Annotated in this window: 13 protein-coding genes; 5 read left to right on the forward strand and 8 right to left on the reverse strand. The window is 66.3% G+C overall.

Annotated features, from left to right (window positions below; genetic code table 11):
• Nucleotides 1–296 precede the first annotated feature (296 nt).
• The 3 genes from xth to ABIE04_RS08840 all read left to right on the forward strand — a co-directional run bounded on the left by xth (nt 297) and on the right by ABIE04_RS08840 (nt 2,704).
• Nucleotides 297–1,076 carry an exodeoxyribonuclease III gene (gene xth / locus ABIE04_RS08830; RefSeq protein ID WP_354548790.1) on the forward strand — a complete coding sequence of 260 codons (780 nt, stop codon included), beginning with the start codon at nt 297–299 and terminating at the stop codon, nt 1,074–1,076.
• Nucleotides 1,077–1,080: 4 nt separating this feature from the next.
• Complete coding sequence (locus tag ABIE04_RS08835) at nt 1,081–1,758, forward strand: YecA family protein (protein ID WP_354548793.1); 678 nt, start codon at nt 1,081–1,083, stop codon at nt 1,756–1,758.
• A gap of 112 nt (nt 1,759–1,870) precedes the next feature.
• The gene (locus ABIE04_RS08840) at nt 1,871–2,704 is read left to right on the forward strand and encodes a pirin family protein (protein ID WP_354548795.1); all 834 of its coding nucleotides are present in this window, start codon (nt 1,871–1,873) and stop codon (nt 2,702–2,704) included.
• Nucleotides 2,705–2,764: 60 nt separating this feature from the next.
• Here the strand turns inward: ABIE04_RS08840 and ABIE04_RS08845 are convergent, their stop codons facing one another.
• From ABIE04_RS08845 to ABIE04_RS08880, 8 genes are all read right to left on the reverse strand, one after another.
• A complete protein-coding gene (locus ABIE04_RS08845; protein WP_354548798.1) occupies nt 2,765–3,271 on the reverse strand; it encodes a gluconokinase in 507 nt (168 codons plus the stop codon).
• 16 nt (nt 3,272–3,287) lie between these two features.
• Nucleotides 3,288–4,109 carry a carbohydrate ABC transporter permease gene (locus ABIE04_RS08850; protein ID WP_354548800.1) on the reverse strand — a complete coding sequence of 274 codons (822 nt, stop codon included), beginning with the start codon at nt 4,107–4,109 and terminating at the stop codon, nt 3,288–3,290.
• Nucleotides 4,106–4,999, reverse strand: coding sequence for a carbohydrate ABC transporter permease (locus tag ABIE04_RS08855; protein ID WP_354548803.1), 894 nt, complete (start codon nt 4,997–4,999; stop codon nt 4,106–4,108). Before ABIE04_RS08855 ends, ABIE04_RS08850 begins: the two co-directional genes overlap by 4 nt.
• Nucleotides 4,996–6,312: a sugar ABC transporter substrate-binding protein gene (locus ABIE04_RS08860; protein ID WP_354548805.1), complete on the reverse strand. Its 1,317-nt coding sequence runs from the start codon at nt 6,310–6,312 to the stop codon at nt 4,996–4,998. Before ABIE04_RS08860 ends, ABIE04_RS08855 begins: the two co-directional genes overlap by 4 nt.
• On the reverse strand, nt 6,309–7,775 hold the full coding sequence (locus ABIE04_RS08865; protein ID WP_354548807.1) for a glucoamylase family protein: 1,467 nt from the start codon (nt 7,773–7,775) through the stop codon (nt 6,309–6,311). The genes ABIE04_RS08860 and ABIE04_RS08865 overlap by 4 nt, the downstream gene beginning before the upstream one ends.
• Before the next feature lie 98 nt (nt 7,776–7,873).
• Nucleotides 7,874–9,391 (reverse strand): tryptophan halogenase family protein, encoded by a 1,518-nt coding sequence (locus ABIE04_RS08870; RefSeq protein WP_354548809.1) that lies wholly within the window; start codon nt 9,389–9,391, stop codon nt 7,874–7,876.
• 149 nt (nt 9,392–9,540) lie between these two features.
• Nucleotides 9,541–12,597, reverse strand: coding sequence for a TonB-dependent receptor (locus ABIE04_RS08875; protein WP_354548811.1), 3,057 nt, complete (start codon nt 12,595–12,597; stop codon nt 9,541–9,543).
• Nucleotides 12,594–13,667 carry a LacI family DNA-binding transcriptional regulator gene (locus tag ABIE04_RS08880; RefSeq protein ID WP_354548813.1) on the reverse strand — a complete coding sequence of 358 codons (1,074 nt, stop codon included), beginning with the start codon at nt 13,665–13,667 and terminating at the stop codon, nt 12,594–12,596. The genes ABIE04_RS08875 and ABIE04_RS08880 overlap by 4 nt, the downstream gene beginning before the upstream one ends.
• A gap of 401 nt (nt 13,668–14,068) precedes the next feature.
• Here ABIE04_RS08880 and ABIE04_RS08885 point away from each other — a divergent pair, with 401 nt between their 5' ends.
• Nucleotides 14,069–14,524, forward strand: a complete 456-nt coding sequence (locus ABIE04_RS08885) for an SPFH domain-containing protein (protein ID WP_354548816.1) — start codon at nt 14,069–14,071, stop codon at nt 14,522–14,524.
• Between the two features lie 144 nt (nt 14,525–14,668).
• Complete coding sequence (rsmG, locus tag ABIE04_RS08890; RefSeq protein WP_354548819.1) at nt 14,669–15,298, forward strand: 16S rRNA (guanine(527)-N(7))-methyltransferase RsmG; 630 nt, start codon at nt 14,669–14,671, stop codon at nt 15,296–15,298.
• Nucleotides 15,299–15,306 lie beyond the last annotated feature (8 nt).

Consider the following 15,306-nt stretch of genomic DNA (forward strand, 5'->3'; position numbering starts at 1 on the left):
TTTGCGGCTCGGAGCGAAGCGCACTTGACCGCAATAGAAGCAGGAAATCCGAGTTACCTTGGACTCTTGCTCGATCAGCATACACTGGAATGCCGGGTTTCGGTGGTTTTTTGCGCAAACTTCCGCGAACTGGCCTGCCGGGCCGGCCAAAAGCCTCCTGTTTCCGGGCATGAACCGCGGTACGGCGCCATTCCGGCCGACAGCGCGGCAGCAGGTCCACGGCAGTGAGGCCTGCCGGGCCGGGTGGCTTTCCGGTTCCCGGCAACCCCCGACGGCGCTTCCCTTACAATGCCGCGATGAAGATCGCTTCGTGGAACGTCAATTCGCTGAAGGTGCGCCTGCCGCACCTGACCCAGTGGCTGGCCGACGCGCAGCCGGACGTGGTGGCGCTGCAGGAAACCAAGCTCGAAGACGCGAAATTTCCGGTCGACGAACTGGCGGCAGCCGGCTATCGCGCGGTGTACTCGGGCCAGAAGACCTACAACGGCGTGGCGATCCTGGCCCGCGCCGAAGTCCATGACGGTTTCGGCGATGTCGTCACCGACATCCCCGGCCTGGCCGACCCGCAGCGGCGCATCCTCGCCGCCACCATCGGCGGTGTGCGCGTGGTCGACCTGTACGTGGTCAACGGCAAGGCGGTCGGCGACGAGAAATACGCGTACAAGCTGGACTGGCTGGCCAAGGTGCGCGAGTTCCTGGCGCGCGAGCAGGAACGTCACCCCAACCTGGTCGTGCTGGGCGATTTCAACATCTGCCCGGACGACCGCGACGTCTACGACCCGGTCGCCTGGGGCGAGGACATCCTGTGCTCGCCGCCGGAACGCGCCGGACTCAAGGCGATCACCGACCTCGGCCTGCACGACAGCTTCCGGCTGTTTCAGCCGGAGGCCGGACACTACAGCTGGTGGGACTATCGGCAGGCCGCGTTCCGTCGCAACATGGGCCTGCGCATTGACCTGATCCTGATCGGCGAGGCATTGAAATCCGCCGCCACGGCGGCGGCGATCGACCGCGAACCGCGTCGCTGGGAGCGCCCTTCCGACCACACGCCGGTGACGCTGGAACTGGACATCTGAAGTAATGACCGCAAAAACCGAATGGCCCAGCTCGCTGGACGACAACGAACTGGACGAGCTGGATCGCTACCTGCGTGCGCACACCGGCGAAGGCGACCTGCTGCTGGACGGCGTGCACGGCCTGCTCAGCGCGCTGGCGGTCGGCCCGCTGCTGGTGCTGCCGGACGAATGGCTGCCCGAAGTGCTGCACGAACCGTTTGCCGACGAGGACGAAGGCAACCGCGTGCTGGCGCTGCTGGCCAAGCTCAACGATTCGATCGTCGCCGAGCTCGAGGTGGAGGCCTACGAGCCGATCCTTGGCGAGGTCGAGATGGAAGGCGGCCCGATGCTGTCCGCCGCCGGCTGGTGCGAAGGTTTCAGCCGCGGCATCGACCTGCGCGCCGGGCTGTGGGAGGGCCGCCTGGCCGAGGATCCGCAGCTGATGGAACTGCTCGGCCCGGTGATGGCGCTGGCGGTGGACGAGGGCATCCTCAGCGCGGACACCGAGTTCGAGAAGCTCAGCGACGACGAATACGACGAATGCCTGGCGCAGGTGCCGGCCGTGCTCGGCGCGGTGAACCAGTATTGGCAGGCCAAGCCCGCCACCGAGGCCGAAGTCGAGGCGATGGTGCGTCAGCAGCAGCCCAACACCGGCGACGACGGCACTCCGCCGCGCCAGCGCAGCGGGCACTGGGTGCATTGAGGCCGGAGGCCAGCGTTGCGCCGTTGAAACAATCCGTTCCTGCCCGGGTACTTGGATAAGTGGGCGAACCGGGCCATCTTGGCTGCCAGTTCCCTTTTATCTGGAGTACGCCATGAGCGACCGCCACATCACCCGCCGCATCCGCGGCATGGACACGTCCGACGGCGCCGGCGTGAAGCTGAAGCGCGTGATCGGCCAGCCCGGACTGGACATGCTCGACCCGTTCCTGCTGCTGGACGAATTCCGTTCCGACAGCGCCGGCGACTACATCGCCGGTTTCCCGGAGCATCCGCATCGCGGCTTCGAGACCGTCACCTACATGCTGGCCGGGCGCATGCAGCACCAGGACAACCACGGCAACCGCGGCGACCTCACGCCCGGCAGCGTGCAGTGGATGACCGCCGGCCGCGGCATCCTGCATTCGGAAATGCCGCAGCAGGAAAACGGCCTGATGTGGGGCTTCCAGCTGTGGGTGAACCTGCCGGCGGCCGACAAGATGACCGCGCCGCGCTACCAGGACATCGGCCCCGAGCGGATTCCGGTGGTGCAGCCGGCCGCAGGCGTCGAAGTGAAGGTGATCGCCGGCGAACTGGCCGGCGCCGCCGGTCCGGTCGAGGGCATCGTCACCGCGCCGGTATACCTGGACATCGGACTGCAGCCGGGCGCGCAGTTCACGCTGGATCTTCCCGCCGGGCATCATGGCTTCGCCTATGTGTTCGACGGCGAGTCGGCCCTGGTCGGCGGCGAGCAGCTGCAGCGCAGCGAGCTGGGCGTGTTGTCCGACGGCGAGCAACTGCAGCTGGCCGGCGGCGACAAGCCCGCGCGCCTGCTGGTGGTCGCCGGCAAGCCGCTGAACGAAAGCGTGGCGCGCTACGGGCCGTTCGTGATGAACACGCCCGAGCAGATCCACGAAGCGATCGCCGACTTCCGCGCCGGCAAGTTCTAGGCAGCGGAGGCCGCGCCGTGCCCTCGTCCGTCCGGCGGGACGAGGGCCGGCCGTTCCGGCTCAGCCAGCGGCATCGTCCTGCTCCAGCCAGCGGCCTACCGCCGCGACGATGTCCTCGGTGGCATCTTCGCCCGCCATGACCAGCACGTTTTCGGCCGCGTCCGGAACCTCGAGCGTGCGCAGCTGGCTGTCGAGCAGCGAGGCCGGCATGAAGTGCCGGCGCCGGCGCAGGCGCCGCTCGAGTTCGGCAGGCGGCAGCTCGATGCAGACGAAACGCACCCCGGCGCCGGCGCGGCGCAGCCGGTCACGGTAGCGGCGCTTGAGCGCGGAACAGGTCACCACGCCATCGCGGCCACGGGCCAGTTCGGCGGCGATCCATGCCGCCACGCGCTCCAGCCACGGCCGGCGGTCGTCGTCATCGAGCGCGAGGCCTGCCCGCATCTTGTCGATGTTCGCCGGCGGGTGCAGCTCGTCGCCTTCCTGGAAATCCCAGTTCCATGCCTCGGCCAGCGCCCGGGCCAGCGTGCTCTTGCCGCTGCCGGAAACACCCATCACCACGATCACCATGCGCGCACCGGCATCGCTACCCCTTCACGCTGCCCAGCAGCAGTCCCTGCAGGTAGTAGCGCTGCAGCGACAGGAACAGCAGCAGCACCGGCAGCACGGTGACCACCGAGCCGGCCATCATCAGTTCGCTGTCCTGCGCGTGCTCGCGCGCCAGCGAGGCCAGCCCGATCGGCAGGGTGTAGTGCTCCTGCCCGGTCAGCACGATCAGCGGCCACATGAAGTCGTTCCAGGCGGCGAGGAAGCTGAAGATCGCCAGCGTCACGATGATCGGCTTCAGCAGCGGCAGCACGATCTGCACGAAGATGCGCCACTCGCCGGCACCGTCGATGCGCGCGGCCTCCAGCAGTTCGTCGGGGATGCCGCGCGCGTACTGGCGCACCAGGAAGATGCCGAACACGGTGGCCATCGCCGGCGCGACCACGCCGGCGTAGCTGTTGACCAGGCCGACGTATTTCAGCAGCAGGAACAGCGGCAGCATCGCCACCTGGGCAGGGATCACCAGCGCACCGAGCAGCGCCTGGAACAAGCGCTCGCGGCCGGCGAAGCGCAGCTTGGCGAAGGCGTAGCCGGCCATCAGGTTGAGCACCAGCGACAGCGCGGTGATCGCGCCGGCGACCAGCACGCTGTTGAGCAGGTAGCGGCCCATGCCGGCGCGCACGAACAGCTCGCGGTAATTCGCCCAGCCCGGGTGCTTCGGCAGCAACGGCGGCGGCAGCGCGCTGGCCTCGCCCGGCGCCATGAACGACACCGACAGCATCCACAGCAGCGGGAATAGCGCGACCACCGTGCCGCCGATCAGCAGGCCGTTGATCAGCGCCTTCATCAGTCGCGGGCTCATGCCGGCCCTCCGTCGGGGTGCTCGCCGCGTCGCGACAGCTTCACCATCAGTACGGTCACCGCGAACATGAGCAGGAACAGCAGGAACGCCACCGCCGAGGCGGAGCCGAGGTTCCACCACTTGAAGCCTTCGTCGTACATCAGGTACAGCACGCTCACCGTGCTCTGCAGCGGACCGCCCTCGGTCATCACGTAGGGCTCGGCGAACAGCTGGAAGTAGCCCGACACGGTGAGGATGCCGACCATCAGCATGGTCGGCTTGAGCATCGGCAGGGTGATGTGGCGGAACTGCCGCCACGCCGAGGCGCCGTCGATGCGCGCGGCCTCGTACAGGTCCGGCGGGATCGCCTGCAGCCCAGCCAGGAAGATGATCATGTTGTAGCCGAAGTTCTTCCACACCGCGAACAGGATGATCGTCGGCATCGCCCAGTGCGGGTCGCCCAGCCAGTCGACCGGGTGGATGCCGAGCAGGCCCAGCAGGTAGTTCGCCATGCCGTACTTGGTGTTGAACAAATAGCGCCAGATCACCGCCACCGCCACCACCGTGGTCACCACCGGTGCGAACAGCGCGGTGCGGAACAGCGGCTTGCAGCGTGCCAGCGGCGAGTTGAGCAACAGCGCCGCGCCCAGCGAGGCACCCATCGACAGCGGCACGCCCACCGCCACGAAGTACGCCGTGTGGCCCAGCGCCGACCAGAACAGCGGCCGATGCAGCAGCTCCCAGTAATTGCCGAGGCCGATGAAGCGCAGGTTGCGGATGTCGGCCAGCGCGTAGAGGTCGTAGTCGGTGAGGCTGAGGATGAGCGCGCCAAGCACCGGCAACAGGAAGAACACGCCCAGCACGACCAGGGCCGGGGCCAGGAACAGCCAGGCGCTGCGCGGCGAATTCATGGCGGGTGTTCCCTGGCGTGGTCGGGCTGCGCGTGGTCGAGCACCCAGCGACGCTTGGCCAGGATCGTGTCGGCGCGCCGGTCGATCTCGGCGGCGGCCTGGTCGATGGTCAGCTGGCCGGCGATCGCCTCGGCGGCGACCAGTTGCATCTCGTTGGCGATGCGCTCCCACTCCGGCACCGGCGGGGTCGGCTTCACCTGTTCCAGCTGCTCGCGGAACGCGCGTGCCTTCGGGTCGTCGCGCAATGCGCCGCCTTGCCACGAACTGCGCCGTGGCGGCATGTCGCCGAGCAGCTCGTAGAACTGCTGCTGCACGGCCGGCTGCGACAGGTATTCGATCAGTTGCCAGGCGGCGTCCTTGTGCTTCGAGGCGCGGAAGATCACCAGACTGGAGCCGCCGGCCGCGCCGATGCCGGCGCCGGCCGGGCCGGGCAGCGGCGCAGTGGCCCAGTCGTCCTGCTGCGCGGCCGGCAGGCGCGTGCGGAATTCGCCGATATTCCATGGCCCGGACAGATAAAACGCGTACACGCCGCGGCCGAATTCCGTCCACGGGTTGCCGGCCTCGACATTGGTGATCGCCGGCGCCTGCTTCAGTTTGAACGTGTCGACGTAGAAGCTCAGCGCGCGCTTGAAGCCGGCGCTCTCGAAGTTGCCGTAGCGGCCGCCATCGCGCAGCAGCGGCTCGGGCTGCTGCAGCGCCAGCGACATCAGCTGCTCGTACTCGTTGGTCGGCAGGAGGATGCCGTAGACGTGGCGTTGCGGGTCGCTCAGCGCGGCGAGCATGCGCCGCCACTCGGCCCAGGTGCGCGGCGGCGCGTCGAAGCCGGCCTTCCGCAGCAGGTCCTTGCGGTAGAACAGCAGCCGCGTGTCGACGTACCACGGCACGCCGTACAGCGTGCCGCCGATCACGTTGGTGGCCCAGATGCTGGCGAAGTAGTCGTCCGCCCGCACCACGTCCGAGTGGTCCACGCGCGCCTGCAGCGGCTCCAGTGCATGCAGCGCCACCAGCTCGGGCAGCCAGGTATTGCCGAGCTGGCTGAGGTCGGGGGTGGAACCGCCGGCGAACGCGGTGAGCAGCTTCTGGTGCGCCGCGGTCAGCGGCAGCTGCTGCACCTTCACGCGGATGTCCGGGTGCGCGCGCTCGAACGCCGGCAGCAGCTGCATGATCGCCTCGCCTTCGCGGCCGATCGTCCAGAGCGTGAGCTGGTGCCCCGCCGGCGCCGGCGCGCAACTGCCGAGCAGCGCGCTGCCCACGGCGATCGCGGCCAGCCACAGGCCGCGCCGCGATCGCCGTGGGCGCGGACCGTGCGTCATTTTTCCGGTGTTCCCGCGAGCCAGCCGCCTTCGAAGCCGGCGCGTTCGAGTCCCTTGCGGATGTACGGATTCTTCTTCATCACGTTCCACACGAAGCCGCTGCGCCAGTTCTCGATCATCAGCACGATCGGGCCCTGGTCGATGCCCAGCTGCAGAGTGTCGACCCAGCCCAGGCCGGGTACCAGTCTGCCGGTGCGCAGCGTGGTCGGGGTATGGAAGCTGAGGTTGAACGCGTCGACGAAGCCGTAGTCGTCGTAGATGTACTTGCCGTAGCGCTGCTTCATGGTTTCCAGCGCCGGCACCACGATCTCCGGCGCGAACGCGATCGAGCCGGCCGCTGCGGTCGGCGCGACGGTGCCATCGTCGGTGATGTCGTCGAGCCCGGCGCCGCGCGCGGTGTAGCCGTAGAAGGTGCGATCGCCCTCGGCACTCTTCACGACCAGGCCGCCGGGCCCGTTGCTGGCGGTGAGGCCCCACACGTTGGTGCCGTAGCCGGTCCAGTGGCCGGGGTTGGCGATCGCGTAGCTGCGCTGCGCGTAGGTGGCGCGGCGGCTGTTCTCGAAGTAATCGAGATCGTGTTCGCGGCCCCAGGCGTCGCGGATGCCGCGGAAGTCGACCCAGCTCTGGCTGTACTGGTGGCCGAACAGCGGCGCGAAGTTGAGGAAGGTCTGGCCCTGGAACGTGCCCCAGGTCAGGTGATTGGTGGACAACCATGCCGCCCATGCCTCGGGTCCGACCGGATGGGTCGGCGAGCCGAGCGCGAGGATGTACACCAGCATGCCTTCGTTGTAGCCCTTCCAGTCGGCCGGGATGAACTTGCCGCCCGGCGTCCAGCCCATGCTGATCAGCGGTTTGCGCGGCTGCATCCAGGGCCAGTCGACGCGGCGGTAGATCGTGTCGGCGAGCTGGCGGATCGCGGTCTCCTGCGGCGTGTCGCGGTCGTAGTACGACTGCGCGAACAGCACGCCGCCGAGCAGCAGGGTGGTGTCCACGCTGGACAACTCGACGTAGCGCATCGCGCGCCGGCCGGTCTTCATGTCGAGGAAGTGGTAGAAGAAGCCGTGGTAGCCGGTGGCATCGTCCTCGCTGTCGTTCTGCGGCGCAGCGGCGAAGAAGCGCAAGGTCGCCAGGGTGCGCGCCGCTGCCTGCCCGCGCGTGATGTAGCCGCGCTCGGCGCCGATGCCGTAGGCGGTCAGCCCGAAGCCGACCGCGGCGATCGAGGAGAATGACTGGCCCGGATACGAATCGGGCACCAGCCCGGTCTTCGGATCCGCACCCTGCCAGAACCAGTCGAAGCTGCGCCTCTCGAGGTCGTTGACCAGCGCCTGCCGCTGTGGGGCGAGATCGGCGTAGCCGAGAGCCGGCTGCCTCGCCGTGGCGGGCGACTGCCAACCCGCACCGATGACCAGCAGCGCGAAGAGGATGGTTACTCGCGTATGGAAAAGAAACCTGGACAAGATCATCACAACCCTCTCTTCAATGGCGTATCGGGATCACGGCGTGGCCGCCATGGCAGCCGATGGCGTTCGCCAATCCGCGCCACGGCATTGCCGCAGCGGAGTCAGACACCAGCGGCCTTGCAATAGCGATCGATGAACGCCTGGTGCGGAGGCATGGCGTCGACACAGGTGGCAATGACCTGCTGCACGTGTGCGACGAATTCGTTCAGGTCCTTTTCCGACATCTGATCGGCGCCCGTGTGCCAGGTCGTCGGCATGATGCCTTGGCCAAGCATCACTTCGACCCAACTCACCAGACCGAACAGTTCCTCGGCGTTGCGGATGAATTGCCCGCCTTCCCGGAACAGCGCCATCACGCTGCGCAGCGTTTCGGGAATCTCCATCGTGCGGCAATAGTTCCAGAAGGGCGTGTCGTCGCGTTGCGTGGCGTGGAAGTGCAGGATCAGGAAGTCGCGGATGCGTTCCAGCTCGAAACGTGACAGCGCGTTGTAGCGATCGATGACGGCCTCGCTGAAATTCCGGTCGGGGAACAGGGTCAGCAACCGCGTGATGGCCGACTGGATGAGGAAGATGCCGGTCGATTCGAGCGGTTCGAGGAAGCCGCTGGCGAGGCCGATGGCCACGACGTTGCGGTTCCACACCTTCTTGCGCGTGCCGGCGACAAAACGAAGCAGCCGCGGCTCACCGAGGGGAGCGCCATCAAGATTGCGCAGCAATGTTGCCGCCGCCTCGTCATCGCTGATGTACGGACTGGCATAGACGTGGCCGTTGCCCACGCGGTGCTGCAGAGCGATGCGCCATTGCCAGCCGGCGGTCTGCGCGGTGGCGCGTGTATACGGTGTCGGCGGTCCGGTCCGTTCGCAGGCCACGGTCACCGCCCGATTGGTTGGCAGCCAGTGGTTCCAGTCCTCGTAGCCGGTATGCAGCGCCTGCTCGATCAGCAGGCCGCGGAAACCGGAGCAGTCGATGAAGAGCTCGCCACTGATTTTCTCGCCGCTCTCCAGTACCACGGCGTCGACAAAGCCATCGCTCGGCCGCAACAGGGTTTCGCGGATCTTTCCCTCGGTGCGTTGCACGCCGCGGGCTTCTGCATAGCGGCGGAGATAGCGGGCGTACAGACCGGCATCGAAGTGGTAGGCGTAGGCGATATTCGCCAATGGCGTATTCGGCGGCGCATCAACCGCCGAGACCATGAACTTTCCGTGCGCTGCCGCCAAGGTGTTCAACGAGTAGTCGCCGATCTCGCTCGCGTTGCCGCTCTTGAAGGCCCGCAGCCAGTACTGGTGGAACGGGAGCATGCCGATATCGAGGCCGATGGAGGTGCCGAAACCGTGGACATAGGTCTTGCCGGGCTTCAGCCAGTTGACGAACTGGACGCCCAGCTTGAACGTGCCCCTGGTTTCCCTGACGAACTCCGCTTCGTCGATGCCGAGCAGCTTGTTGAAGAGAGACAGGTGCGGCACGGTGGCCTCGCCGACCCCGATGGTGCCGATCTCCTCGGATTCGATCAGTCGTATCGAATGCCCGGGGCCGAGCACCTTGGCCAGTGCGGCGGCACTCATCCAGCCGGCCGTGCCGCCGCCCACGATGACGATGTTCTTGATGCGTTGGTTCGTCATGGCCTTCTGCTTGGAGTGGTCTGAAAGACGAAGCGCAGGATGATCCGTTCGATGGGGGCGCTGGGGAGCCTTGCATCATCAAAAGCAAGGCCCACCGAAGCGGGCCTTGCAGAACGTCATGGCTGCAGGGGATTCCGCTACCGCTCAGCTCAGAACCTGAAATCCGCCGTCAGCTTGTACGTGCGCGGTACGCCGAGAATGTTGCCGATCCGGTTGTAGCTCGGGTTGTACGCGGCACCTGTGTAGTTGTCGATGGTGTCGTTGTAGTTCTTGAAGTTCAGCACATTCAGAGCATCGAAGCGCAGCTGGAGCACCATGTCGCGACCGAGATCGAAGTTCTTGGTGGCCTGCAGGTCGATATCCCGATAGCCGAAGATCGGCCCACCCACCAGAAAGTGCGAACCCTTAGGTATACCCACGACCGGGTAAGCCGCCGACATTTCGCCCTGGACACCGACCGAGTTCGGCCACAGGTTGCAGCAGCCGATCGCGGATACCGGCGTCGGTGTGGCCAGGGTCAGCTTGCCGGCGACGGTGATGCCCCATGGCGCATCCACCACCCCGGTCATCACCAGCCGGTGCTTGGGCGCCGCACTGGAAGTCTGGAACGGGTAGTACTGGATACCCGGCAGGTCGAACGCGTAGCCGTCCGAATACAAGCGGTTCTGCGTGGCGTGCGTGTGGGTGTAGGCGATCGTCATGCCCCAGCCGCTCTCGCGGGTATAGGGCTTTTCGGCCGACAGCAGCAGCTGGGTGTTGTAGGTCGTCTTGCCGTTGTCGAACAGGATCAGATTGCCGATGCCCGGCACGCCCGCGCCGCCCCACTGGTTGGTGAAGTTCTCGTAGTTGTAGAACTTGCCGTTGGGATAGCGGTTGCCCAGCGTACCGATGATGCCGTCGTACTGGAGAATGCGCGCTAGGGTGACGCTGGTGTTCCAGTCGCCCAGCTTGTTGCGCATGCCGAGGCTGAACTGGTCCGAGTACGGCGACTTGATGTTGTTGTTGATCATGTCGACTTCGCTCACACCCGAACCCAGCCCCTGCAGGTTGGCCGCGTCAAGGTACTTCGGATCCCACGCGAAACAGGACGTGCCGTTGGCCTTGCCCGGGCCGCAGCCGTCGATGGCGGTCGGGTTCTCGAAATCGACGGTCGGCTCGGACAGCGCGTTCTTGCTGTTCTCAAGCGAGATCACGTCGAACAGGTTGCGGTCATAGGCGCGGCCGGCACCACCGAAGATCACGTGTTCCTCATCGCCGTTGAGGTCGTAGGAAAAGCCGAGACGCGGCTGGATCTCGTTCTTCTGTGCGCTGCGGTTGTGGCCGGTGCTGATGTAGTTGTTGATGTTGATGCCGCCGGCAGCGAGGCTCTGCGCGTACGACTGATTGATGGTCTCGCCGTTGAAATCGTACGTCGGCGCGTTGATTGCGTCCACGATCGGCTGCAGTGTGTGGTAGTCCAGGAACTGCGGCGACTTCTCGTAGTCCCAGCGCACGCCCAGGTTCACGGTGAGCTTGTCGTTGACCGACCAGTCGTCCTGGATATAGGTGCCGAACTGCTTGTTCTTGGATACCGCCGTCAGCGGCAGGCCGGAATTGACCTTGCCGAATACCACCTTGTACGGCGTCGCTTCGGTACCGTCGGGAGACACGTTGTAGAAGTAGTTGGCGTTCGTGGCGCTGTCGCGATCGGAGAGCGTCACTTCCTTGTATTTCACGCCCATCTTGACCACGTGGTCACCGTGCCACGTCAGGTCGTTGAAGGTGAGGTTGTCCTGGATGCCGTTGCCCTTCTGCGAGGCCTCGAAATACTGGCGCGGATCCTGACCGTTGATCATCAGGATCGTATCCGCCGGGGCGGGCGCGTTCCAGAAATAGGTGGTGGCCGGCGCGTCGGTGATCGGTGTGGGCGTGTCGAGCGTGCTCTCGTAGGTCCACAGCAGCTCGTTGAACCATGAATCCGCGCTGTGCTGCCAGCGGGCGTCGAAGCGCTTGTCGTCGTTTTTGTAGTTGTAATTGGCCGAGGCAGCGGTGGTAAGGCCAGCGCCGTAGATCTGCGTTTCCTTGCGGATCTTCGTGCTCAGCTCGAAACGGTCGCGGTCGGTAGGCTCCCAGTCGATCTTGCCGAAGTACAGGTTCTCCTTGAACGGCAATGCGGTCGGCCCGAGTTGGGCCTTCGCATCGGCAGGCAGGAAATCGTTGTACGAAACATTGTTGTAGGTGTGGCCCGAGCCGGTGGTGGTGGTCGGGGTGGAGAACTTCTTCCCCTCGTAAGTCACGAAGAAGTGCAGTTTGTCCGTGATGATCGGGCCACCGAAGGCGCCGCCGTATTCGCGGCTCACGCCACGGGCCTTGTTGTGCGCATCGCTTTCGGCCGGCGTCTCGGCGCGGAGGCGGTCGCTGGTGAAGGTATTGAACACCTCGCCATGGAACTCGTTGGTGCCGGACTTCGTCTCGGCCGTGATGGCAGCGGAGGAGATCTGGTCGTACTCGGCCTTGTAGTTCGAGGTGATCACGCGGTACTCGCCGATCGCCAGCTGCGGGAACGGATTGCCTACGTCGCCATCGTGGTTCGGGCCGGCCTGGCCGGAGATGCCGCCGCCATGCACGTAATTCTTCTGACCGACTCCGTCGATGTATACGTTGACATTGGCGGCAGGCTGCGCGCCGGCCTTGATCGAGGTCTTGCCGTTTTCGACGTTGAACGCCATGCCCGGTACGGTGTCGGCGAACTCGAGGAAGTTGCGGGTGATCTGCGGCGTAGTGTTGATCTGATGCAGCGAAACCGTGCTGCCGATTTCCGAGGTCTTCACCTCGGTCAGGGCCGTCGCGGTCACCGAAACCCCGGTCAGGGTGGTGGCATTGACGGCGCCAGCCGGTGCGGCGGCTGCCTGCGTCAGGTTGAGAGTGGCGGTCGAGGCCACCGACAGGCGCACGGTCTGCTCGGTGCCGGCGCCGGCGTCGACGGTGTACGTGCCGGGCGGCAGTCCGACCAGCGCGTAGCTGCCGTCTGCGTTCGCGGTGGTCCGTCGCTGGGCGCCGGTCGCGACGTTCTTCGCCGTGATGGTCGCGCTGGGTGGCGCCTTGCCGCGCAGGTTCGCGTTGGCGGACTGCGCCCACGAGACCATCGGGACGCCGGCCACCGCGATCACCGCGGTGCTGATGAGGCTGGCGAGCAGTTTCTTTCTGAGTTGTATGGATGCTTTCATGACTTCCCTCCCGTACCGGATGACCGATTCCCCGAACCGAAAACCTTGCCTTTTGCTGCCCCAGGCTGCCGCGCCGCGCCGCAGGTCTCGCGGGTGACGATCTCGCAGTCGAGCGTATGTGCGGATGCCGCGTCCGGGCGGGATTCCTCCAACATTGCCGCCAGCTGTTCGAGCGCGCTGCGGCCCAGGTCGACGATGCGCACGCGCACCGTGCTGAGTGGCGGCGTGACGTAGCGCGCGATCGGAATGTCGTCGAAGCCGGCCAGCGCGATCTCGCGCGGCACGTCCACGCCGGCTTCCTTGAAGGCATAAAGGCAACCCACGGCCATCATGTCGTTGGCGGCGAACACGGCGTCGGGCCGCGGCTTGCGTGCGAGCAGCTGCTGTCCGGCGCGATAGCCGGACTCCTCGTTGAAATCGCCCGCCACCACGTCCAGCGGTGCGTGCGGGGCGTACTTCGCCATCGCCGCGCGATAACCGAGCTCGCGCTGCTGCGCGTCGAAGTTGCCGGCGGGACCGGCGATGAAGGTCACGTTGGAGTGGCCCGCCTCCAGCAGATGCCGCACCATGGCGTAGGCGCCGCCGTAGTTGTCGATGTTGAGCACCGCGTACGCCTTGCTCTTCACCGCGCTGTTGAGCAGCACGGCCGGCACGCTGGCGGGAAGGTTGGCGCGCAGGAACGCGGCATCGACGTGTCCGGACAGGATCAGCATGCCGTCGACGCGGCCCTGCATCGCGCGCAGCGCGGCGGCGGCATCCTCGGCACCGTCGTGCGAACTGGAGACCAGCAGGTGCAGGCCGCGCGCACGCGCGGCCAGGTCGATGCCGCGGATCAGTTCGGAAAAGAACTCGCCGTGCAGGTCCGGCAGCAGCGCGCCGATCGTGTGCGTGCGCCGTGTGATCAGGCTGCGCGCGCCGGCGTGCGGCACGTAGCTCAAGCGCGTGGCCACGTCGTGGATGCGCTGGCTGGTGGCCGCGGTGACGCCGCCACCCCCATTCAGCGCACGCGATACCGAGGCCACGGAAACCCCGGCCTCGCGCGCCACGTCTTTGATTGTCACTGTTGCCATGCGAGTTGCCCCGAGTGCCGAACTCCATTGCGGCGACAACGTAATCGTTTTCATGAAGCCTTGTAAAGCATCCGCTAACAAGGCTTCTGCTGCGCTGCGGAAGGTTTACGCAAACGTTTTCATGAGTGGGCCGGACAAGTGGCTGGCGGAGCGGAAAATGCGTGATTGGATCGGGCGGATCGCGTTATGGCAATGCAGCATGCCGCGGATGAGGCGGGTGCCGGGCTGGAGCGTAATGCGCGGCATTTGCGGACGACGTCTCAATTCGGGTCGTTTTTGCCTGTTGTTAAAAATTTCTTCCTGTCGTTAAATCAGGGTTAATCTATGTCCGCTCAGTCGGCTGTATCCTCAAGTTGCCGTGATAGCGAAGAAACACTCACCAAGTAACTGATTTGCATACCATGACCCTGCTGTCCACCCTCTTGCTCCTGTGCGCCGTGCTGATCCTCAGCGCGGTCCGGCGCGTGCCGGCCGGGCGGGTCTACAGCCTGTATCGCCGCGGCAAGCTGGTGCGCGTGCTGCAGTCGGGTACGCATCTGGTGTTGCCGCTGTTTGACCGGGTCGCCCACAAGATCAACCTGGCCGGCCAGACCCTGCGTTTCGAGGAGCCGCTGGCCGAGGCGCACGACGTGCGCGGCACGGTGTACTGGCAGGTGCTGGAGCCGGAGCGGGCCGATGCGGTATTCGAGCAGGTCGACCAGCTGATCCGCCGCGGCGCCCAGGAAGCGCTGCGCAGCGAGCCGGCGGCCGATAGCGCCGATCGCCGCGATCTCGGCGCACGGGTGAAGCAGGCCTTGAACAGCGCGCTGCGCGAGCGCGGCATGATGGTGACCCGGGTCGACCTCGACGTCGCCTGACCACGGGTAGTGCGCCAGGGCGCCCGAGAGCGCCCGCGCCGCAGGGGATTTGCAAGTCTTCGACCCGCCTCGGCGGGTTTTCTTTTGTTGGCAATGCCGGTCGCGCCGCGGATACTTTGCGCCCCACGCCTCTTGAGTGACCCGATGACTACGCGCGACGCCTTGCAGGCACGACTCGAACAAGGCATCGCCGCGCTGGGACTGCAGCTGCCGGCGGAGGCGGTGCCGCGGCTGCTCGACTACCAGGCCCTGCTGCAGCGCTGGAACGCTGCCTACAACCTCACCGCGGTGCGCGATCCGGCGGAGATGGTCACCCGTCACCTGCTCGATTCGCTGGCGATCCTGCCGTACGTGCAGGGCCGGACCCTGGCCGACCTGGGCACCGGTCCAGGCCTGCCCGGCATCGTGCTGGCGATCGCCGCGCCGGGGCGGGAGATCCTGCTGGTCGATTCCAATGGCAAGAAGGTGCGCTTCCTGCGCGAGGCGATCCGAGCGCTGAAACTCGACGGCGTGAGCGCTGTGCAGTCGCGGGTGGAAGACGTGCAGGGACAGTACGACTGCGTCACCGCGCGCGCGTTCGCCAGTCTCGCCGACATGCTCGGCTGGGGCGGCCACCTGCTGGCGCCGGACGGGATCTGGCTGGCGATGAAGGGCAAGCGGCCGGACGACGAACTGCCCGGCATCCCGGCCGGTTTCGAGCTGCGCGGCACGCACGAGCTGGCGGTACCGGGGCTGCCGGCCGAACGCCATCTGCTGGTGCTCGGCCGCGCCTGATCCGCGGC

The sequence above is a fragment of the Rhodanobacter soli genome (genome assembly GCF_040548735.1).
Lineage (GTDB): Bacteria > Pseudomonadota > Gammaproteobacteria > Xanthomonadales > Rhodanobacteraceae > Rhodanobacter > Rhodanobacter soli_A.

Bases quoted from the DNA above. Each gene is read 5' to 3' on its own strand.
- xth (WP_354548790.1), top strand. From the start codon at position 297: ATGAAGATCGCTTCGTGGAACGTCAATTCGCTGAAGGTGCGCCTGCCG.
- ABIE04_RS08835 (WP_354548793.1), top strand. From the start codon at position 1,081: ATGACCGCAAAAACCGAATGGCCCAGCTCGCTGGACGACAACGAACTG.
- ABIE04_RS08840 (WP_354548795.1), top strand. From the start codon at position 1,871: ATGAGCGACCGCCACATCACCCGCCGCATCCGCGGCATGGACACGTCC.
- ABIE04_RS08845 (WP_354548798.1), bottom strand. From the start codon at position 3,271: ATGGTGATCGTGGTGATGGGTGTTTCCGGCAGCGGCAAGAGCACGCTG.
- ABIE04_RS08850 (WP_354548800.1), bottom strand. From the start codon at position 4,109: ATGAGCCCGCGACTGATGAAGGCGCTGATCAACGGCCTGCTGATCGGC.
- ABIE04_RS08855 (WP_354548803.1), bottom strand. From the start codon at position 4,999: ATGAATTCGCCGCGCAGCGCCTGGCTGTTCCTGGCCCCGGCCCTGGTC.
- ABIE04_RS08860 (WP_354548805.1), bottom strand. From the start codon at position 6,312: ATGACGCACGGTCCGCGCCCACGGCGATCGCGGCGCGGCCTGTGGCTG.
- ABIE04_RS08865 (WP_354548807.1), bottom strand. From the start codon at position 7,775: ATGATCTTGTCCAGGTTTCTTTTCCATACGCGAGTAACCATCCTCTTC.
- ABIE04_RS08870 (WP_354548809.1), bottom strand. From the start codon at position 9,391: ATGACGAACCAACGCATCAAGAACATCGTCATCGTGGGCGGCGGCACG.
- ABIE04_RS08875 (WP_354548811.1), bottom strand. From the start codon at position 12,597: ATGAAAGCATCCATACAACTCAGAAAGAAACTGCTCGCCAGCCTCATC.
- ABIE04_RS08880 (WP_354548813.1), bottom strand. From the start codon at position 13,667: ATGGCAACAGTGACAATCAAAGACGTGGCGCGCGAGGCCGGGGTTTCC.
- ABIE04_RS08885 (WP_354548816.1), top strand. From the start codon at position 14,069: ATGACCCTGCTGTCCACCCTCTTGCTCCTGTGCGCCGTGCTGATCCTC.
- rsmG (WP_354548819.1), top strand. From the start codon at position 14,669: ATGACTACGCGCGACGCCTTGCAGGCACGACTCGAACAAGGCATCGCC.